This window comes from secondary endosymbiont of Ctenarytaina eucalypti (assembly GCF_000287335.1).
GTDB lineage: Bacteria > Pseudomonadota > Gammaproteobacteria > Enterobacterales > Enterobacteriaceae.
In genome coordinates this window covers 275,551-298,689 of record NC_018419.1, presented here as the reverse complement: position 1 = coordinate 298,689, position 23,139 = coordinate 275,551, and the positions used below count along the sequence as shown (strand labels likewise).

Below are 23,139 nucleotides of genomic sequence, written 5' to 3'. Positions count from 1 at the left end.
TTATAGCTATAGGGTTGAAAGGGTATTCAGATTCTGAGAACCTCCAGAACCTCCGGGTTTCCTGGGTGTTAGTTTATACGCAGGAACTGTTATAATATTGATTTCTTCAATTAAAACAGTAAGGTGATGAAAATAAGAGAGACATTTAAATGGGGAGAAAAGATTTGGTGCACCCGGGTGGATTCGAACCACCGACCCCCACCATGTCAAGGTGGTGCTCTAACCAACTGAGCTACGGACGCAAACATAACATTTACTAATGCATCAAACTCTCGATAATTATTATGCTTATAGCGTACTCTTTCGCTAATTTTTTCTAGCGGATATTTGTCTTGCTTTGCTTAACGATAAATCGTTAGCGATGATATCGTGCTTGATCACGTTTTTCAAGAGGGAAGCTCGCTTTGCTTTCCTTCCCCAGCGCTGTTTAAGCATCAAGGAATACTAGGAAATGCTCATGAGTCTCGACTGTGGGTGTTGGTGAGGAATGCTGCCGCTGAGTCCGCCGCCTTCCGAAAAACCGGAGAAGGCATTGTGCGTATACAGCTTGTGCCATGCATTGCATGATCAAAACAGCGACAGGCATCAGGCTGATAATAAACTTAATCTAGAAACTGCTAGGTTTCATATCTGAGTAGTGCTAATCTGCTAGAGATCGAATGCAATCATTCCATAAGGGGAACCAAGAAGTCAATACGCGTAAAACATGAGAAACCAGCTTTATCTGGTATCGCGATATTACGCAGTAAGACACCATCTAATCACTTGGCGGGCATCAGAAGTATATCTCTATATCACAGTGCAATGACTTGACGCCGAAGGGTGATCAATAAGGCAGAAAGTCCTAGGCTGAAATTATTTTCATGATCAGCTTCGACTGCTCTATTCTGCCCGTCTGCTAAATATTTCCAGCCTTAGAGCAACGTCGATATCGTTTGTTGTTACGATGCTAATAGACAGCGGTAGAAAACACATGCAAGACGAAAGTCAGCGTGACTAAAGATCTATCTACTACCATAATACAGAAATAATTGATTTATAAGCATTACTAATGTAAGGAGATAAGCTCGCCGCATGCAAGACGGCGTCCACTGCAGATTCTGTGTGTAAAGTCACTTTAGCGACAGCGAAGTGGATTTTTACTCCACCTATCGAGCAAAAAAAACACAAAAACATGGGCATCTGGCACTTGTAGGCGATAAACAGGATAGATGTGATCTTATTTAACTCTCTGGTCGAGAGGGCTGTTCTCTGCCGACCATAGGGTTGAGCTATGTGACGCTCATCGTCAACATTAGTCGCAAGTTTTGACAAAGAATATGACCGGCCTTTAGATGGCGGTTCCCGCCGATGTAGATGCAAATAACTGGGATGGCGAAAGCTAGCGCAATATACGGTTCTGTAGCATAATATTCAGAAAAGTACTTTTTTAAGTAAGGTATCCAGTGTATTAACGAAAAAGCTAACGGATCCAAACGACTCAATGCCTTTAATACTAAAGTATAATATATAATGAAATTTATATCTTAAGCATATGACGCGATATCCGTGGTTTTGTGATTAAAGTTGTATTGTATCAGCGTTTTACATTCCGTACATGAGGGGAAAGCAGAGTGATATGCTGTCATACGACACTTGCATTATAGTAGAGTAGAAAACTTTTTGCATCGTGGATATACTGTTTATTATGATTTTGCAATCATTGATTACAAGTGTTGTCTTTAAAATCTAAAGTTTTAGCGAGCGTGTCGTCAATAAAAAACTTGTGCGGTGATTTATATTGTCTTTGGCATTATTAACCGCGTCATCGATGAGCGCGCGTGAATCATTGCTCCGCCTCCTCGACCTGCCTGCCGGTAATAGTTGTGGGGACCCACATTGTTATTCTGAAGTCTTTTAAAGCGAAACATCATTGGTTTCTTCTGGCGTGGGTAGGCTGATAGCCTAGTTGTTTTTTTTAGTTGGGGTTACCTGCTAATTAGATTCTCATGTTCAATTAAACAGCTGCGTTCATAATATGTTGCTGCTTAATATTGCACAGGCGAATTGCATAAAAGTACACATGATCTTTTTTAACAACACATCATGAAATTACATGATATTATAATCGTCTTCAGCAACCGCGGCACTAATGATAGGGAATAGGGTCTCTATTATATCAGACCCGACAGAGCCCCTATATCACCGTTATTTCTGTATCGTCAATTACCAAAGATCATTTCATGTATCGCATGACTTTTTTAAGTAATTGCAATATTCGGCAATTATTACCCTGGATAAATCTTATTATTTCAACAACTTACTTCTATTAAAAACTATATATTACAATCTTTTTTCGTTTTCTGATAGCAACGCTCTCAAACAGAAAAGAAGAGTGACGGTATTGTGGGTTCAGTAGTCATCTATTTCTGCATGAACAAAAAACAGTTCTCTTAGAGAGCGTGACCTACCCTTATATCTACTCAGATAAGGTCATGACTAGGGTTTGAATAATGCACTGAGTTGTTTCCTCTCTGAGAGGCCGCAGAGGGATGAGTTGACTTAATTCAACATCTCATGGATCCGCTACCAAGATGCCTGGGCGTATTCTGTACGCAGTCAGTGAGCAAAACTCCAGGATTAGCAGATCAATCTCAAGATGCACTAAAAGTACTTATGTAGTCATTGATAGCACTAACCTAAAGGGTTTTGTGGTGAAAGCGAATGAATAGTCTAGATGCAGCGTGCCGAACATACAGAGTAAAGCATATGCGCTACGTGCAGTAGATAAAAGCCAGACAGGAATAATATTTAGAAGTTGATTACAGACTACTGCCTGTGATGCAGTAGTTCTAACGGGTATGATATAATAGAGACCTTAGTCGCTCAGAAATGCCAAAGTTGTTAATAGCGATTGTAATATAGGTTACTTTCATGGTGCGCGATTTTCCAAATCATAAGGTGTCATATTGCACCCCGATAGCCAGGCGTAAAATATTGATTTACTTATACTATAATCGTATCTCCTCGGTGAAAACGAGCTTCTGAGAAGAAGTGAATGATCATTAAAAAGGGGAAATAAGTTATTGATAGCTTTCACTGGTTGAAATGAGCTATATCCTGATTCCAAAAATTTTAGGTAGTTATTTTAGTCTCTCTGACCATGGTCCGCACTTGGGTTGAGGTGAAAGTCGTAGTCAAGGTTTTTTACCGGATGACGCCTTATGAGAATAATGCTAGAGACCGTTCATTCTGCTAAACAATAGGGCCTCGAGCAGCTAAGTCGCTACACACTCCCGTGGAATGAAAAAGGATGTAAAAATATTACAATTAGTACGATCTATTAGTAAGTCAGTAATCTCAGGATATCTTGAGGTTGTTATGCCGACATTTATTCTCTTTTCTTTCGGAAAAATCAAGAACTATTCACGCCTTCCAGAAAGCATTTTTTCTCCTCCCATATAGTAAAAACCCACTGACAGATCTATACTGTCAGCTCAGGAGCACTGGTTAAGGGTTTGTTGTCTATACAGCAACTACACTGAGCCCGTCATTAGCAAAATATTTATTTTTCAATCAAGTTTTTGTAGTGTAAGAACGCAGTTACCTAAAATAGGCAAGTGTTGTTACGTTTAGTAATATTTAGTTTTTATATTACTTAATATTATATTTGTGTATTACAGGGTGCTCGGATGTTCTAAAAGCTCATTTAGCTTTAACTCTGTATTCTTTTTTATCCTTGGGGCTTCCCCGCAGAATGTTAGAGTTACTAAGTTTTTGATGATGAAACGTTTAATCATGATATTTCTTCCGGCATGACGCTGTCAGTTTGCGCTCATAACAGCAAGCTGATAGGCGATTTTTACTATATTTCTGAGGTGGTTTTAAAAAAATAAATACCTTTCTTAAACCTCAGCTAAGCACATAATGTTTTTTCAAAACCGCTCATTTGACCTTTTAGCAATGCATTGATTTACCGGGATGCAAGACTACAGTCGGTTGTTGTTAAAAAAATAAAAAAATCGTAGCAGTGCATCATGATGCTGTATGTATGATAGCGTACTGGTTTAGAGTCAAACAGGCTTAAAAATTGACGCACAGTATACCCCATACTAAGATGAAACACTGCAGGTTGCAAGAGGCTATAAATCTAATATCATTAGAGCTCCAAGTAACGCCTACTTGGCGGATTATTAGTGCATAATAGGCAGAGTATGGCTGGGAAAAGTATTGAGGTATGATAAATTAACTACAGGCGCTGGAGCTGCGAGTACGGGAAAATGGTGATCATACTTTAATCGTAGTGCAGCGAAGAGGCCGATCTGCACTTAGCAACGAGATGTCGTGAAGATAAGCAAAAAGCCAAATGATGACCTTGTCAACGCGCCATTGCTTTTCTACGTACGCTGAGGAAAAAACTGGCTATGAAGCTGTTTTTCGCGCACCACAATAAGCGACCGCTAGGTAACCCCATCAACACTTGTTATATAGTGCCAGAATGTTTTTTTCCAGCTTGGCAATCATGTCGCTCAACACCTGAAGCTCGGGTTCGCTAATACCCTTAAGGATTGCATCTCGAGTGCTGTCGATAACATCGTTAACTTCTTTAATAATAGGCGCAGCAGATGCAGTTAGTTTAATCCGTTTCGCTCGACGATCATTAGTACAGGTATGCCGAGTAATGAGTTTTTTTTCTTCGAGCTGATCTAACGTCCGTACCAAGGATGGTTGTTCGATACCGATAGCTTTGGCCAGTTGAATCTGAGACTGCTCAGGAGGTAACTGGTAGATATTATGTAAAGTGATCCAATGCGTCTGTGTAAGTTCCAAAGGTTTTAAGCGATGGTCAATTAAGGCACGCCATACTCGAACAAGGCGCGCTAAATCAGCTCCTAATGGCGATTCCAAGTCTCTCTCCTTATAATCAAGAGCTAATTCATGTTGCTCTCAGATGCCTCGTATATCCTAATATGCAGATAAAAAAATTACAAATATATGTAACGATAACCTAAAAATGATGTAGAGTTCGATGTAATCAGCATCTTATGCCTTAATAAACATTAAACGTCCTATTTAGACTAATTCCTATTGTGATGTAAATACTGACGTAGGCTTTTTATACCTTTCAAAGGAATCCGGGAAACCTGCATTCGTTTTGAAGAAAAAAACTAGTTTGTTGATCACTGTAATATAATGGTTCTTAGTGATGTGTTTTAGGCTTGATCTAACTTAGATGAAGTTATGCAACACTAACATTCGATGTATGAAATTAATATACTGCAAGTGATGTATATGAATAAATAATTAATTTTTAATAATGTTAAAATACTATATGTTTATAATTTTAGCTAAATGTGTTAGTTAAATCTGATATTGTTTCCACACCCGTTATATTGTGACTTTTTAAGTAAGCGCTCTTCCAGATCGGCTCATTTCGTTCGACTATAAAAATGCTTGATACCATCACGAGCCGAAAGTAATTTATACATTGTTTTCTGCAGATGAAAAACATCACTGTGTGCGTTAACACATGAGAGATTATTAAATAATCTTTTATTCACGTTCTAATTTTGAAAGACACTTCTACAAAAAGTTTTTGATGTAAGTGCGTAAGTATCAGCGATACTAGCTTGTTAATTAAATATATTATCGCATATGATATGATTGATTAAGTATAAGAAAACCTCATAAACAAGTCACGTTTTAAGCATGAAAATGACTATATGTCATTAACGTACATTGACATTTTTGATCGTCTAGAATTTGTGATAAAATTTAGGAAAAACCTAATCTATTTCTAATAAGAAATCATGGAAGTAGTGACGTATGTTTCTTGGATCCGTTGAAGGTACTAACGAATATCATTGAGTTTTTTTGCTAGCAAAATCGCTTTTTTCTATGATTCAATTAATTTTAATATCCCAAAAGCGTAATGCGGTTAAGTATCTTGACTCTTTCTATTGCTCTACCTACCTGAATATTATAATCAGACCGAATGAGATGACCGCTCAGGAGTGCTGTAAACCGGACAGCCTCACCCTTGCGGTCAGTGACCGAGGGTGAGGCCTAAAGATTTTTTTTGGGTCTTATGATTCCGGATCAAATACTGATTTAATTGCAGGGTTAGCCTCGTCTTATGAGCTGATCTAATATTATCCCTACCGAGAAAGTATAAACTAATTCACAATAATATTTAACAGAGCATTATTATGCTAATGTTCTTCGTAAGAAACGTTATTAAACGACACTTACATTTTTCTGTGGGATGACTGTATCATATTCAAACGATTTTCTTTATTAGACATTGCTATATGCGATCATTTGGCAGAGATTTTTTTATGAGCCACCCTGTCTGCTAAGAGGTGATACTAAGACCATGATGTTCACTTATCTACACCATTCTGGTAAACCGTTTATTTTTCTTCAGCAAAACCTTTCAGTCCAATATTATTAATGAATAAACACATAATTTCATTATGCCTTAACGTGTTTATTCTTGTTCCGACTCTCATTGCTTAGCACGGCAAGCAATGAGAGTCGGGGTCTGGTCACATCTATATAAGCTTAAATATTAAGCGACTGAATTCCTTTAAAGCGATCAGAGCTAGTCAAATTAACCGCCTCATGATCAGCATCATGGTACTCTCGCGAGATCTGAGTTAACAGATATCGGCTAGACCGTATAAGAGCATTCATTGCTTTTTATGTAAAAATGGTTAACTCATCTATCCATGCTCTCAGAGCACTCAACTACTTAACAGGCTAGTTGTGTATTGCTTAGTTCATAATCAAAACCTGTTAGGTTGCTATGGAGATCATTTCTTAAAAGAAGTTAACTAAACTTGCGAAATGATTATTTGCACTTTAGATTTGTTCAAAAAAATGGAAACGTTAACATTTAATAAAATCATGCAGCTAGTTCTTAAAAGCACTAGCTTAAAAGAGTTCAAAGTAAACGAAAATAAAAAGTCTGCCAGCAGCAGTGTAGAGCAACGTACAGTAGGGAGTCAGAGCTACTGAGCAGAAAACAAGACGCGGTATAAAATGATTTCTTTAGATTTATCACAAAAGCGCACTATGTAGATAGCGGTTCTTCCGAATTTGATACCATAAATCTATAAGACAATAAGGAAAGTCTTAGATTTCGGAACTCACGATACACCTTACTAGCATGCCGTTTTGTTGAGGCAGCAATAAAGCCAATTATCACGCCGCAGCAGAGTGTCAAATATTAGTTGATCGTATTAGCGGAGGTTAACTATTCGCCTCAAAATCAGCATCTGGGCACAGTCATGAGAGGAATGGCAAGTCCCCGGGTTTCTTTCTGACTCTCATGTTTACCGCCTGAAACAGCCTTATACGGACTCAACACACTGACGTGTGTTCATCGAAATCGACGTTAATTAGATTATCCTACCTCTAGGTAGGGCTATAAAAATGCTCAAAATACTTTTTTAGTAAATCTCTTAGGTGTGCTAAGGATCGTTTACATTTCGGGAGAATAGTGCTGTTGGTAGTTAAGGACTCGTCAAAAATGCTTTTCAACAAACTCTATTAAGATCTTACAGGATAACGATGCAATCGGTTTAAGCCAAGATCATTCAATGATACTATATCTTGCACGCTGTAGTGAAAGGGAAAGTATTTAAATGCTTTTTCTATAATCGTTACAATGAAAAATAATGTTAGACTCGATGAATAATAACGAAACGCCTTCTAGTGACTTAAGGAACCGATAAAATGCTAAAGACTATCGAAAAAATTCAGCAACAGATCACCGAGAATCCGATTTTACTGTACATGAAAGGCTCCCCAAAATTACCGGGATGTGGTTTTTCCGCGCAGGCTGTACAGGTGCTTTCTGCGTGCGGTGAGCGTTTTGCTTATGTGGATGTACTAACTAATCCTAACATTCGTGCCGAATTGCCAACATTCGCTCACTGGCCAACCTTCCCGCAGTTATGGGTGCGTGGCGAGCTGATCGGCGGATGTGATATTATCGTTGATATGTACCATCGCGGGGAATTACTGACTCTGATTAAAGAAGCGATAGTAAAATACAATTCTCAAGAGAATCATTCATAGTATGAGCAATTTTTTATTCTATGCAGGGAGAATAAGACATTATACACCAACTAAGGTGTATGCTAGCTTAGCTTTTTTCAGAGGAAATTACCGCGTGGTTTGACATAAAAGCGTTATCGTTGCCGCGCATGTCTATCGATGACGGGATCCACACAGCTCGCTTATCAGCATGAGTAGGGTTACATTTTGAGAGCTGCGTTAGAGTGATCCTGATCAGCGATAGAATCATTTTTTATGTCACGCGTTAGGGGTGTAGATACCGGCCAGCCTCCCAGGCGTTTCCAGCTGTTGACTAATTCACAAAATAAACTAGCCGTACGTGCGGTATCGTATAGTGCTGAATGTGCTTGATTCCTGTCAAAGGGGATGCCGGTCGCAGCACAGGCTTTAGCTAACACGGTCTGTCCCAGTACGAGGCCACTTAGTGCCGCAGTATCAAAGGTAGTGAAGGGATGAAAAGGGTTGCATTTTAGACTAGCACGCTCGGTTGCGGCCATCAGAAAGACGTGATCAAAAGCAGCATTGTGAGCGACGATAATGGCGCGGTTGCAGTCCTGATCTTTAATTCCTTTACGTACGAGTTTAAATATTTCATGCAAAGCTTTATGTTCAGTCACTGCACTGCGTAGTGGGTTGTACGGATCAATACCGTTAAAGGCCAGCGATTCGGGATTAAGCAGGGCGCCGGGAAAGGGCGCTACATGGAAATGTAGCGTGTTGTCAGCATTCAACCAGCCATCGTTATCCATTTTCAGGGTTACAGCGGCGATTTCTAACAACGCATCGGTTCTTGGATTGAAACCCGAGGTTTCTATATCAATCACAACGGGATAAAATCCCCGGAAGCGCGCCCGAAGAGTGTTAAGATCCTTTATTACAGCCATGCTTATTCTTATTTTTAGCTAAGTTAGCCGCTATTATGGCAAATTTTAGTGGGTCTTGCATGGTGAGTTATACCTGTGAAGCGGGATAAAAGAGCTATAATCCTGCGAGTCTCTTCTGTGGTCTCTCCTCCCTAATGACCTATACTTTGACCGTGCTGCTATAATATTAACTTTCTATTCGCCAGCGCATTAATGCAGGCGATGATTATGCTTAATAGTTTTTTTACTCCCAACAGTCTTTATTAAATTAATAACCGTTTTGAAGAAGCGGTTCCGCACGAAATGGGATTGCATTGTTTTTGAACGTCTCGTTTTCTCATTTCTTGCATACTATAGTCATCCAGATAAAAATAATCACCCAGAAAGTGTTTTTCGCCGGACAATAAGTCCGCGACTTACTGCAGATCCATAATAGCTTACTTTCTCTTTTCAGGTATAGTTACTTCTGCAAAAATGGGTTTAGGCTTCAATAAAGCCACTATATACACAAAGACCTATAAGGGGGGTACAGCGCGGCCGAATGCTGCTGCAATTTGCGAATGATCCCTATCTTAACTGCCATGGCGTGCGTCCTATAGTGCATTTCCAGTGCTGTTCCCCGACACGGAAAGCAGATCTTGAGAAATGCAGGTATGATGCAGGATCATCAAACAATGCTATTAATACTCCCATGAAAACTGTTAGGGTGCTGTTTTTTCAGAACTCGCTATTTATAAACAATCTGAAGCATAACAAGACCTTCTGCTCCTATCAGTTCTAAGAAGAGCAGCAGGATGGGATAATGTAGGTCAGCTAGCTTGAAGCAAACATGACACTGAGATGATGCAATGATTAGGGAGCGGTATAGTGTTGTTCGAAAAAAATACACCAGGTAACTCCTGCCACCGCAATTAGCGCAGCGCCGTCATAGAAAAAATGCGCAGTTATCATCGGTACATATAGTGGATCAGCACAACAATACTGTGCGCCCGGGAGCCAGACTTTATCTAGAAAGTAAAAGGAAAACTTCAAAATGATCATCACCAGTCGTGTGCTTTTTCGTAAGCTAGAGGCGTTGTGTCATAAATGATTGATAGAAAACCACGAGGTTATTACGGACGTCATGGAAAGATATTTTCAGACCGATGCTACTGACAACAACTACGTTATCTAGTACGCCATATCCGCAGCATGTAGAAGAATAAGTAAGGATCTAAGACTATGTTCTTACTTTGATATTAATATATAATCAGGTGCTTTAGTCGGATAAGCGCCAAAACATTCGCTTCATCGCAGTCGCCGGGCGAGACAAGATGTCTTCAGTAGGGAAATTGAACATAATCCTACCGTCGAGTTTTTCTCCCTCTGTATTAAAAAACCTTATGCGTTCTATATATGCTCAATGATACAAAATCATGCTGTTATTTTAATACATTGTTAGTAGATTATGCTGATCATCTTTCTTGTTCCCTTTTATTATGGGGTCTTGCTTCATAATGGTATGTTCAGGCTATGCAGAAATTTACTCAGTCAAGAGTATAAATATACATATTTAACAAATATATGCCTTTTCTCAAGCATGTGATTACACTCATACGCAGGAGTAGGTTATATTCTGAACCTTGGTGCAGTAAGAAAAGCGTCTGAGTTTCTTCTGTTGTAAGGTTATATTACTACTAACATATATTAACAGTGCCGTCAGCCTAAATTGCCAATATATTTGGGTGGTTTTCGTTATTGCCTTTAGTAGATTTTTTTACAGCAGTTGCCCTTCTGTGCGGTAAGTCAGCCTAAATAATTTTAGGTAATGTATTGTCTATTGCTGGATAGCGTTTACGCTGTTCTTTGCATCTTTCGACATATGCAACCGGACTACCCCCCAGTCTCCTGAACGAAAAATTTTCAGAGCGATGCAATCCATGACCTCACGGGCCCTTTCATGAACATGCTGATCATTTAATACTGATGTCAGTTGTCTTTTTTCGAATGCCCAAGAAAAGAAAAGAATAGTGTTGACATTTAAAAAGCAGCGTTATAAATAGAGCGATGCAGTCAACAAAAACCTCTCAAATCCTTAGTAAACAGCCCAAGACTATACGATTATTAGCGGGTTACTGGAATACCACTGACGGACTGGTAAAGTAGGTGGTGACGCTATCGCAAAGAAGTATTATCTATGTCATGAATAAAAGACTGAGTCATTCATTTATAATCTGAGAGAATTAGATTGCTTGATAGCGGTATTGGAGGTGGGCGAGATAGCACTTTTAATCCTTTTTCCATATGAAATATCTTTTAAATACATCGTTTTGAGATGAGATAATAGTAACCTTAATTTAAATTTTTTAAAAACTCTTTAATGCTGCTGAAATTTCATATTTGAATGACAGTAATTACACCTAGAAAAAGAAGTAGTATTTTACAAGCGCTCGATAGCTTTAATCACCCTTCGGTGCAGCAGACGTCTAGGTAGTCTAGTCATCTTCTCCTAAGTGACTGTGGCGCGAAGTTAATTGAGGAAGATAATAATCTGCTAAAGCGTCTAACCTTATTGCTTTTGAAGCAGTTCCGAATATATCGTTCGCGCAATGTAACAACAGCTCTCCTCGTGGCCAACCCCTTGTACAGTCTTTGTTTTTCAAAACACTCTTCAATAATAAGAAACATTTTATTTATCAACCTCATGCATACTTAATGCGTATGCTTGATTCTGGCGAGGTTATGAAATAGAACCACGACGGCGATGGAGCGGGTTGTCTTAGGGCCCCGGAGGCTAATTATTGATTTCCGCCGAAGTATAGGTTGCTTAGACAATCTGTTGGAGTGATATGTAGCTAACCTCTAGAAGGCTTTTTGTGCTATTCAAGCAGTCCTCTGTATTCATTATATCAAGTTGCTTTAATTGGTTCTTGCTTTACGTGCTGACCTGTATTCCATCGTATTATGAACGATTGAGCAATTGTGTCATAAGACTTACTTTACTGCCCGGCGAACATCAGGTAACATCATCGGGATCCCACGTAAGACAGGAAAGGCTGCTCTCAGCCGCACGTATCAGCGCTTCAATTAGAGAAGAAGAATGCTTACTTAGACCAGCCTTGAGTACCGTTGCACATAAATATCAGCTCATGCGCCATACTATGCTTAGTAGAAAAAATAAATTCTGGCGTCTACTGGTTGTTGTTTGCTGCAATTTCCATCCCTTTATTATACATAACCCTGGTGCTTACAGTGATATATTTTGCAACAGTAACCGAACGGTCTCTGGAGGTCCAGATTGTCGGAAGCCGTTCGGCGTTATCTTATTGTTGTGTCATCAGGAGAAAAGGCGCTAGCAGTTTTGCTGCCGCATCCTTACCGAAAATAAAAACAAGCGTTGACTGAAGCGTTCAGGATGAAGGCTACTAGCATCATTCTCTATCGAGAAATAAAATAATGCCGCCTATTCCGGTTTAGAATAACTCTGAGTCACCCTATGTGTCCGCAAGTGCATGATGCGCAGGTGGCGCAATGATGTTAATTATGACAGTCATTCAGAGAATGATGGCATGAGGCATATTGCTTCGCAGTTGCATTGTGTTAGCATAGCCCTTTTCGCAATATGCACGTTATACACTTTATGATATTTATCAATAGCCAAGTCAGCGCCCTAATAACAGACCCATAAGCTATACTGAATAAAGAGTTGATCATGAACTCATAAAATCACTGTCTAGTTGGAAACGTTCCATGCACTAGAGTAGGGCTTACATTAAAATGACTGCAGTCATGTATAAATCACTCAAAAGTTAAACGTATATAACACAGCTAAGGCATAGTTGAGTTTTCCGAAGACTAAACTGCACCTTGGGTATTTAATAAAGAATGACCGATTGAACATGGGGAGAAGGTTTATTAAATACACCTCACACATAAAATTCTATATCAGCTTCATATAGGGCTAATGATTTTAACAATAGGTCTTTTGAAATAACCATACCTGCCTTGTAGATAGGCGTTAGAGAAATACGATAAGCGTTAGTAATACTCACGATACCATGCAACGAACTGTTTTACTCCCTCCGAAAGCGGAGTCTGTGGTTTGAAACCGATAGCGCGATAGAGCGCTAGTGCATCCGCGCTAGTTTCTAGTATATCTCCTGGCTGCAGTGGCAGTAGATTTTTCTCTGCTTGGATACCAAGGGCATCTTCAAGTGCCTGAATATAGTCTATCAGCTTGACCGGTTGACTATTGCCAATATTGTAGACACGATATGGTGAAGAACTCGATGCCGGTGAGCCAGTTTCCGCTGTCCAGGAGGCATCCTGGACCGGAATCAGGTCCTGTAGACGTATGACAGCTTCGACAATGTCGTCAATATAGGTAAAGTCACGTAACATGACCCCGTTGTTATAAACGTCTATACGCTCGCCGCGAAGCATCGCATGAGTGAATTTGAACAACGCCATATCCGGGCGACCCCACGGGCCGTAGACAGTAAAAAATCGCATACCTGTTGTTGGCAACTGATACAGGTGCGCATAGGTGTGCGCCATAAGCTCATTGGCTTTTTTAGTGGCTGCATATAGCGATATTGGATGGTCTACCGCGTCAGATGTTGAAAATGGCAGCTTGCGGTTAAGACCATAGACCGAACTGGAGGACGCGTACAACAGATGCCCTACCTGCGTATGTCGGCAACCCTCAAGAATATTAAGATGTCCGATCAGGTTGGCATCGCCGTAGGCCAGGGGATTGTCCAGAGAATATCGCACGCCGACTTGACCAGCAAGGTGGATTACCCTTTCGAATCCTTCATCGGTAAATAGGCTGGCTATGGCACGGCGGTCTACCAAATCAATCTTATGAAAAATAAAGGCTTCATAGGCTTGCAGCCTTGCGAGACGCGCTTGCTTTAATGATACATCATAATACGCGCTCAGGTTGTCAAGACCACTCACCTGATGACCATCAGCGAGAAGACGCTTGCTGACATGATAACCAATAAAACCGGCGGCCCCGGTGACTAAAAATTTCATTCTAATTTCTTAGGCATGCATGAGGCGCAATCGCCGCGCCGCGGCCAATGCCATAATAGACAAAGCCACGACTGGCCAGGCGTTCCGGATCATATAAGTTACGACCATCAAAGATAACCGGTTGTTTTAGTGCCGCCTTAATGACATCAAAATCCGGTGCACGGAAGTTTTGCCATTCAGTACAAATGATCAGCGCATCAGCACCACATAGCACAGCTTCTTTAGTGGCCATCAACTGCAGATCGTCTCGGTGGCCGTAGATGCGATGCGTTTCATTCATCGCTTCTGGATCGAAAGCCTGAATAGTCGCGCAAGCCTGCCATAACGATTCCATCAACACGCGGCTTGATGCTTCGCGCATATCGTCGGTATTGGGTTTGAACGACAGCCCCCATAATGCAAAGGTTTTATCGCTCAGATTGTCGCCAAAATGGCGTCGAATAAAAGCCGGTAGTTTATCTTTCTGGCAATCATTCACGTCCTCTACAGCCTGAAGTAGCTTAGGCTGGTAACCAATGTTTTTGGCTGTCCGAATAAGTGCTTGTACGTCTTTTGGGAAGCAAGATCCACCGTAGCCGCAGCCGGGGTAAATAAAACTATAACCGATGCGTGAGTCCGATCCGATGCCCTGGCGTACTTTCTCCACATCTGCACCTAGTAATTCTGCTAGATTAGCGATTTCATTCATAAAGCTAATTTTAGTTGCCAGCATACAGTTGGCGGCGTATTTTGTCAGCTCGGCGCTACGGATATCCATCAGGATCATCCGGTCATGGTTGCGATTGAAGGGCGCGTACAGCTCATGCAATAATGCCACAACTTCTGCATTGTCTGTCCCGACCACAATGCGTTCAGGACGCATACAATCGTTCACCGCAGCCCCTTCTTTTAAAAACTCAGGGTTTGATACGATATCGAACGTCAGCGTACTGTTTCGATTTCTCAGCGTTTTCTGTATCACCGAACGTACAATATCTGCAGTACCCACCGGTACAGTAGATTTATTTAGAATCACTTTATGATGGTTCATGTACTTGGCGATATGGCGAACTACCTCGGTCACGTATTTTAAATCTGCAGAACCATCTGCCTCAGGTGGCGTGCCTACTGCGATACACTGGAGAACGCTATAATTGACACCCGCTTTCGCATCTGTAGTGAATTGCAGCCGACCGGCTTTATAATTCTGCTGTACTAGCGGCGTCAGCCCTGGCTCGAAAATAGGCATCACGCCTTTTTTTAGATTTTTAACTTTATGTGCATCTACGTCGACGCATAACACGACGTGCCCCGCTTCAGCTAAAACCGCCGCCTGCACCAAGCCGACATAGCCGATACCAAAAACAGTTACTTTCATGTTGGCAGATCCTGTCAGTGTTAATGTGTAGCGAAAAAACCGCAGCGCGTTATTCTTTGATAGAAACTTTTAACCAAGTTTTAAATTCTTTACCAAATATTTTATGACGAAGACCATACTCAACGAACGTTTTCATATAGCCCAACTTATTGCCGCAATCATGGCTGAGACCTATCAGGCGGTACGCTTCAACGGCTTCTGTTTCTATTAGCATCGCAATAGCATCCGTCAGTTGAATTTCATTTCCGGAACCAGGCTGTGTTTTTTTCAGTAGCGCCCAAATATCGACAGACAGCACATAACGACCAACTACCGATAAATTAGATGGCGCTTGTCCAGCTGCTGGCTTTTCGACGACGCCAATCATCTTTACGCTCTCACCCGGCTTGAGGTTCTTCCCGTGGCAATCCACTACGCCATAGCTGCTGACATCATTCACTGCCTCAACTAAAATTTGACTGCGACCGGTATCTTCAAATCGTTTTAGCATCCCCGCTAAATTTTCAGTCTGCAAGTTGGACTCATATTCATCGATAATCACGTCGGGCAAGATCACCGCAACCGGCTCATTTCGCACTAGCGGGTGTGCGCATAAGACCGCATGCCCTAGACCCTGGGAGAGGCCCTGACGCACTTGCATAATGGTTACATGAGGCGGACAAATTGCTTGAATCTCCTCTAATAGTTGACGTTTAACGCGCTTTTCCAGCATCGCTTCTAGTTCGAAACTAGTATCAAAATGATTTTCAATAGAATTTTTAGACGAGTGAGTTACCAGTATGATCTCATTGAGACCAGCTGCGATACATTCATTAACCACGTACTGAATCAGAGGCTTATCTACCAGAGGCAGCATTTCCTTCGGGATTGCTTTTGTTGCCGGCAACATGCGTGTACCCAATCCTGCCACCGGGATAACTGCTTTTTTCACTTTTTTCATAATAGCAGATATGACACCCCTCTCTTGTTAAGAAAAATCTTCTCTATATAATATCTTCAAATGTTGATGATATCAGTTATATCAGTATAAGCCTGTAGAAGAATGGGAGGTGAAATATAAAATACGACCATAATTTAATAGTGAGGAAATAATTGTTGCAGAAAATAGATTTTTTACTATTAGCGTAGTGCGCTGGTGCATTTTCTTAATGTAACACCAGCTGTGTAAAAATTCTATTTTTAAGTAATGACCATCTCACCTTACGCGCTATATTTCGCAACCAGTCTCTGTAGTAAAGAAAACCTTTACACTCATCAACGATTTAATAAACAGTGCCTCAAACGGCGAAATTATTTTTCAGTATAGATGTATGAGTCAGTTATTCATGCGTCTATAGAGTAGACCTCTCTTAGACGACGCGCTTAATCAGTACAGTTATCCAGATGTGCCATCTCATTGGTTTTGAAGGTCGCGAGGAAAGACATGCTATATCAGCATAACAATATCCAAATAAAATGACATGACCCCCTTGAGTTATTGATGGTCATGGTCTTAATATGTGCCGTGAAATAGATATAAAAGAGAAGTCTCGTAAGACATGCTCTTGAACAATCCATAGTAACTCGTAAGAGTTATCTAGAAGATCTCTATGCAACACATGACGGGATCTGTGTGAATTAATCGCACAACAGTACGCTCAATGCTCAATCTCTGCTAGATTTGATAAAGCACGATAACAAAACCCCCGGAAGGGACTTGATTGGCGGGGTGTGTGATACAGCACATAACGGGCATAATTTGCGCTATTAAGGAAGAAAATAGAGCAGCTAATGCCTCTGTGGAGGAGTGGTAATATTCATTAATTTTTGATATTATCTTCCTCATCTTCAGCCGAAGATGAGTATCTGAGAAGCAGTCATGGTATCTGGAAAAAGATATGAGTTATCACGAGAGCAGATTAGTGCTAGAATAGCGCTATGATGCTTCAGAATAGCGCTGAATGATCATTTAATTCTATAGGCATAATAAGCTGGTAGATGAGACAATGGCAATGATTAAAGAGCTTAACCAGATTACCGAATGAGCCATAAGTCAGGTATCCCTTACAACACGTAGAAAGGGCGTCTCTAACGCTAGAATCTCTGTCGATGGTTCTATGAACACGGCATCACGCCCCCGCTTACATCTGGGTAACCGTCTCAATACCTAAAAGATCTAGTCCTTTCTTCAAAGTGCGGGCTGTGAGCAGGGATAGTTTAAGACGGCTTTCACGTGTCTCCTCGTTCTGTACATGAAGAATTGGACAGTGTTCATAGAAAGTAGAAAACAGTACCGCTAGATCATAAAGATAGGCGCATAGCACATGGGGAGTGCCGTCACGCCCCACTGCCCCAACAGCTTCTTCAAACTGCAAGAGACGCACAGCAAGCTGGGTTTCTTTTTCGGAAAATAACCGTATATCACCGGTAAGCTGCTGTTCGTCCTGACCGCTACGCTTGAATATTGAGGTAACGCGGGTATAAGCGTACTGAATGTAGGGCGCAGTATTACCCTCAAAACTTAAGATACTATCCCAGTCGAACACGTAATCGGTGGTGCGATTTTTCGATAAATCAGCGTACTTCACAGCCCCAATGCTGACTACTTGTGCTAGTCTATCCAACTCAGCGTCAGTCATGGAGGGATTTTTAGTAGATATCAGGCGCCGCGCACGTTCCAGAGCTTCATCTAGAAGTGCCGTGAGCTTGATTGCGCCACCAGATCGGGTTTTAAAAGGCCTTCCATCCTTGCCTAACATCATGCCTAACATATGATGCTCAAGCGGTACCGATGCAGGTACGTAGCCAGCTTTGTACACGATGGTCCAGGCCTGCATCAAATGTTGATGCTGGCGTGAATCAATATAGTAGATGATGCGATCGGCTTTCAGCGTTTCATAGCGATATTTGGCACAGGCGATATCGGTAGTAGTGTAGAGGTAAGCGCCATCTTTTTTTTGAATAATGACCCCCATGGGTTCTCCATGTTTATTCTTAAATTCTTCCAGGAAGACTACGCTAGCGCCTTCACTTTCGACTGCCAGTCCTTTTGCCTTCAGATCCGCAACGATATCAGGTAGCATATCGTTATACAGGCTCTCTCCCATTACGTCTTCGTTCTTAAGTTGCACTTTGAGCCGGTCATAAATTTTCTGATTCTGCGCTATGGTAACATCTACTAGCTTTCGCCATATTCGACGGCAATAGGCATCGCCTCTCTGGAGCTTTACCACATAGCTGCGAGCTCGCTCAGCAAAATCGGGGTCCGCATCATAGTGCTGTTTGGCCGAGCGATAAAAGCTTTCAAGACTAGGGAGTGGCATTGCTGCTTCTCCGTGATCCTGTACTTGTTCGAGATAAGCAATCAGCATCCCGAATTGTGTCCCCCAATCCCCCACGTGATTAATCTTTATCACGTTATGACCTAAAAACATCAGCGTGCGTACTGTGGCATCGCCTATGATGGTCGAACGCAGATGGCCAACATGCATTTCTTTAGCAATATTTGGCGCCGAATAATCTACGGCAATAGTTTGCCTCTTGACACTTTCAATGCCTAAACGCGGCGAGGATAGAGCCTTAGCGAGACGGTAGGCTAGCCAGTTCGGCTCAAGAAAGATATTGATAAATCCGGGACCGGCAATGACAAATTTACGTGCGATGCCTTTTAAATGAACTAATTCTATGACCTTTTTGGCTAACGTGCGGGCAGGTAAGTCTAGACGCTTGGCGATCGCCATAATACCATTCACCTGATAATGACCAAACTCTGGCTTTACCGCATGCCGCACTTGTGCTTTGCAGTTAGCACTTGCTCCCGCAGTCACCAGCGCCAGTTGAATTTTTTTAGAAAGAAATGTATGGATGTTCACCGGAATACCTTTATTCCATAAAAGAGAGGATGTTATTGAGGCGATAGTCCCTAGACAACATTCAAGGACGAGCATAACTAAGGCGTCCCGGTAATTTAGCTTAAATAGTTCTCTAAACTATACCATATATCAGCGCCGGAAGTTATTTGATTTGAATGGTATAGATGAAAGCGCAGAGCATGCAAGGTAATAGATATTCAGCATAGCGGGGCGGGATGATGAAAACGTTAAAAAAAGTAACTGCGTTCTTTTCACAAGATATTGTATTGATTGCAATTTTTTTAATTTTGACTTAGATTAATTGATAACACTGAAGGGTTTTAAGAAACAACTATGCTAAAGCTTGATGTCATCCTAGCGCGGTTTAGTGAAATCTACGGCGTTCTATGTAAGAGTCATGTCATGTCATGCTTCAGCTGTTATCGATATCAGCGGTGCTTGGAAAATATTCCAGATTTTTTTCTTACTATAGCGATAACTAACGTAGTTTATGCTATAATCTCTTAAGATTGCAATCTAGAATTTGAGATTCGGGGCGGATGTTTCGCTAGTATTCGTTAAGGATTTAAATACTATTTCGATCCATGAAACATTTAAACATATTACAGATTTTGACGTGTTAGTCAACAGTAAAGCTATTATCATGCGATAAAAATAGAACGTAGAATTCCTTAGCGTGTAATTCGGTTAAGCCCCCTTAAAGATTGCAATTGCCCAACCTTACCTGTACATGATCGTCACCTAGACTGATATCAATGAGGATGCGGCAGTGTTGTAAACCGGGAATTGGCCTTTTTAAACAATCAGCACCAGTCATAACGCACTGTCCCCAGGTAGGTGAATTATGCACTTCTTCTCGCATGCTGATTCTCAATTGTGTGCTTTCTTTTTTAGGATAAAAAGGAATTAATGTAGCGTTACTGCAGCGCTTACAGGGCAGTTTACAATCCTGATGGAACTATAACCAAGAGGCTTCGCGTATGCTGTCCTAGTCAGTAAAAAATACTTCCTAATCAGGATAAACATGTCAACACGCAGTAAAAAAATAATTTACTGATTTAATATCAGAGTTCTATCTTGCGAAATTGCTTTCGTATTAATTAGATGACCCTTTCCGAAAGGAAAGATATTAATCTTAGCTAGAGTTATGCATCTTTGCGATTTATATCTCAACTTGAGCACTGATGCATATTCTGAGTCAGGTTTTATAAAGCAACCTTAGCTAGTAGTCATTGAAGTCTCCAGAGCCTATCGCTCGGTTAGGCGGGCTCTGGAGACAATGATCAAGATGCTCTATGAGAATAGACTGTTAGGAATGCTGAAGAACGCCTTTCATAGTATAAAATAGTTTCACCAGCCTACACCGCTTTAAAAATCTATTTTTAAAAAAAATAGTTATTTACGAGTTGAAAAGGATAGATCACGTTCATGAAATTCGCTATATTCTTAGCATATCATGTTTAATTAACTACTTCCGGTAATAACTAGACTAGTTTCTGGCGATTATCGCTTATTATAGCGTATTGCATTCTGCATCACTTGGAGGTCGAGTGAAACCAGCGCTTTCTGAGACAGAAGATCCCCGCTAGTCTCGAGAGGAAGAATCCGGATAAAAGGCGAGTTCTTGTTGTTTCGCCAAAATAGAAACCCACATCGGCCCTTTCCCTACCATATAGCGCGCCAGCGGCGTGAGCCCTCCATGTCTTCTATCGATAGCGTACACTGCGATATGGTGCGACTTCTGGCCTGCAGCCACCAAAAATCTCCCCTGGCTATCGATATTAAAACCGCGCGGCTGAGTTTCCGTTTCCTGAGCGCCTAACAAAGTTAGTGCGCTGCCGTTCTCTGAAATTTCAAATCGGCTGATGACGCTAGAAATGCGATCACAACAGTACAGCCAGCGGCCGTCGGGAGTAATGTGAATATCCGCCGCCCAGCGTGTGTCGCTGATGCTGCGAGCCAGCATGTCCGCCGTCTGCACAATACGTGGATTTGAATTGATGGCGTTAATAGCAATGACATTAACGGTTCCGCTGAGTTCGTTGATTACATAGGCGTAATTACCGCTGGGGTGGAACGTCATATGACGCGGCCCTGTACCCGGGGTGCTTTCTAGCGCAGCGGGATTGAAAGGGGATAAATAGCCGGACTCGCTAATCATATAAAGCCTAATGCGATCTTCATGCAAGCAAGGCACCCACAGCCACTGATTAGTGGTATCAACATTAGCGGAATGACAACTAGTTAATCCTTGTATCGTTTGCTGTGGAGCGTTGACGACGCCTTGTGTATTGATGGGGCTAACGCTGAGACAGTTGCCGGTATAGGAAACACAATAAAGCATTGTGCCCTGAAAATTGGTCGTTAGTTGCGTCGGACTGCCTGGTAACGGCGCCATGCCGGCTTTGGTCAGTAATGCTTGCTCATCGATGCGGTAGCTGATCACGCCGAAATCCGGTCGTACACCAATATATAGATGCGTGTTCGCTGGATGTATCGCCATCGGCTGTCCCTGCCCGGGGGTATCCATCACTTGCAACAAAGTTAGTGCCCCATGGCAGTCCATATGCCAAACGTGTATCTGCTGACTTTCTGGGCTAGCAACGTAAACAATGTGCTGCATGTTTTCTCCTTGTTTCGATGACTTCGATCATTGCTCTCATTTGTCTTTTATCATTACCATGTGGTTTTTAATCTAATTAAGGTTAATTCACTGATGAGTAAATTAAAAATAAGTATCTACATTTTTAGCGCGCCTTTTATCTACCGATAATATCACTCTACTGACGTCTGGCGAGCTTACAGAAAAGTTGTTGAGTAAATAGATTGTATGATATCGATTCAGTGAATAAATTGATCTCTGCAACGTAAACGCATGAGGTCAATCTGTAGAAGAAAATGATACCGCTATGATGGCAAGTGTTTTCTGCACAGCCTTCATAAAAGAATTTTACTCTTCTATGTGGTGCAATACAGGAAGAATGTGATCGCAATGCTGATCTAAGTTAATTTTTCAGAACCTCTTGTTTATTGAAAAAAGCAACTGTTCAGTTATGACTCTCACACCCCATGATAGTGTATTTCAACTATACAATCTCTATGGAGAAGAAAAAAGTTTAAAGATACCAACGAGCCAATTTATAGCTCGCGCCCTAAGCAATGCGATACTCTAACAGAGTAGATCAATGCCTCCCTTGTCTCCATCCGATAGCGGAGGGTCTTTTCTTAAACAGCCAGGCCGATGCCTGATGATGTTTTGAGAACGCGAGAACAGATAGGCAATATCAGGATACACCGCCTCATACGCGGTAAAATTTTTTATTAAATCCTGAATAGGATTGCATTTGCATCTTGTGGTGAAGGAAGATAACAAGTCGGGTCGTATGGTGTCGGGAAGCGAAAATTATATCATAGACATGATCTTATCGTAGTGTGTCGCTAGGGAAAAAGTTATTTTTACCCAATATATTATATAGTAATTTTGGTAATATATTAGTTATGTGAGATTTGATAAAAAATCTGCTAAAATCTTGGAAGCATCGATTAATAACGCTACCGATAAACCTTTACTGCGACTAGGGCTGATTTCTTCAATGAAAAGTAAAATCAAGTTACTTACTCCACTGCTATAGCAGAAAAATATTAACTAACCTTCCCCACGGTTAAAAGTCATCAGCTGCGTGCTATAAGTAAGAATGATACCTAGGAACAAAACAGTAAGTGACGACCGAAGCTTAGTAACTGATATAGCAAAATTCCGAGTCTTGAGTAAATTACTAAGCATTACCTTCTTCTGCTTTTAGCGCAGAAGAAGGTAATGCTGCTCATAGCAGGAATGCTATTTACATAGGAGATTTTGGTACATGATAGTAAAACAGTGCAGAGGTAAATCGGTGCACTGAGAATACAGCATCAGTCCTGTTGATGAACAGAGTCAGCATCCTGTGCAGTTCTTTTTGAAAGACTGTATATCTATTTTATCATT

General features: G+C 41.2%; 9 protein-coding genes and 1 tRNA gene. 2 read left to right on the top strand and 8 right to left on the bottom strand.

The features are described from left to right. Nucleotides 1–165 precede the first annotated feature (165 nt). Nucleotides 166–242 (bottom strand) — tRNA-Val (locus A359_RS00800). Between the two features lie 127 nt (nucleotides 243–369). Between A359_RS00800 and A359_RS04490 the strand changes: the two genes are divergently transcribed. Next, nucleotides 370–567 carry a hypothetical protein gene (locus A359_RS04490; RefSeq protein WP_044104448.1) on the top strand — a complete coding sequence of 66 codons (198 nt, stop codon included), beginning with the start codon at nucleotides 370–372 and terminating at the stop codon, nucleotides 565–567. 3,885 nt (nucleotides 568–4,452) lie between these two features. Here A359_RS04490 and slyA read toward each other — a convergent pair. Then, nucleotides 4,453–4,887 (bottom strand): transcriptional regulator SlyA, encoded by a 435-nt coding sequence (gene slyA, locus A359_RS00790; protein WP_014887885.1) that lies wholly within the window; start codon nucleotides 4,885–4,887, stop codon nucleotides 4,453–4,455. 2,832 nt (nucleotides 4,888–7,719) lie between these two features. Between slyA and A359_RS00785 the strand changes: the two genes are divergently transcribed. Further along, nucleotides 7,720–8,064, top strand: coding sequence for a Grx4 family monothiol glutaredoxin (locus tag A359_RS00785; protein WP_014887884.1), 345 nt, complete (start codon nucleotides 7,720–7,722; stop codon nucleotides 8,062–8,064). 179 nt (nucleotides 8,065–8,243) lie between these two features. Here the strand turns inward: A359_RS00785 and rnt are convergent, their stop codons facing one another. The 6 genes from rnt to pgl all read right to left on the bottom strand — a co-directional run bounded on the left by rnt (nucleotide 8,244) and on the right by pgl (nucleotide 21,777). After that, on the bottom strand, nucleotides 8,244–8,948 hold the full coding sequence (gene rnt, locus A359_RS00780) for a ribonuclease T (protein ID WP_014887883.1): 705 nt from the start codon (nucleotides 8,946–8,948) through the stop codon (nucleotides 8,244–8,246). Between the two features lie 3,996 nt (nucleotides 8,949–12,944). Next, nucleotides 12,945–13,946, bottom strand: coding sequence for an NAD-dependent epimerase (locus tag A359_RS00770; RefSeq protein ID WP_014887879.1), 1,002 nt, complete (start codon nucleotides 13,944–13,946; stop codon nucleotides 12,945–12,947). A gap of 1 nt (nucleotide 13,947) precedes the next feature. After that, on the bottom strand, nucleotides 13,948–15,303 hold the full coding sequence (locus A359_RS00765; RefSeq protein ID WP_014887878.1) for a UDP-glucose dehydrogenase family protein: 1,356 nt from the start codon (nucleotides 15,301–15,303) through the stop codon (nucleotides 13,948–13,950). Nucleotides 15,304–15,352: 49 nt separating this feature from the next. Further along, complete coding sequence (gene galU, locus A359_RS00760) at nucleotides 15,353–16,243, bottom strand: UTP--glucose-1-phosphate uridylyltransferase GalU (protein WP_407635080.1); 891 nt, start codon at nucleotides 16,241–16,243, stop codon at nucleotides 15,353–15,355. A 1,180-nt stretch (nucleotides 16,244–17,423) separates the two neighbouring features. Continuing rightward, the gene (gene argS / locus A359_RS00755) at nucleotides 17,424–19,154 is read right to left on the bottom strand and encodes an arginine--tRNA ligase (protein WP_044104678.1); all 1,731 of its coding nucleotides are present in this window, start codon (nucleotides 19,152–19,154) and stop codon (nucleotides 17,424–17,426) included. A gap of 1,585 nt (nucleotides 19,155–20,739) precedes the next feature. Next, on the bottom strand, nucleotides 20,740–21,777 hold the full coding sequence (gene pgl, locus A359_RS00750; RefSeq protein ID WP_014887874.1) for a 6-phosphogluconolactonase: 1,038 nt from the start codon (nucleotides 21,775–21,777) through the stop codon (nucleotides 20,740–20,742). Between the last annotated feature and the right edge of the window lie 1,362 nt (nucleotides 21,778–23,139).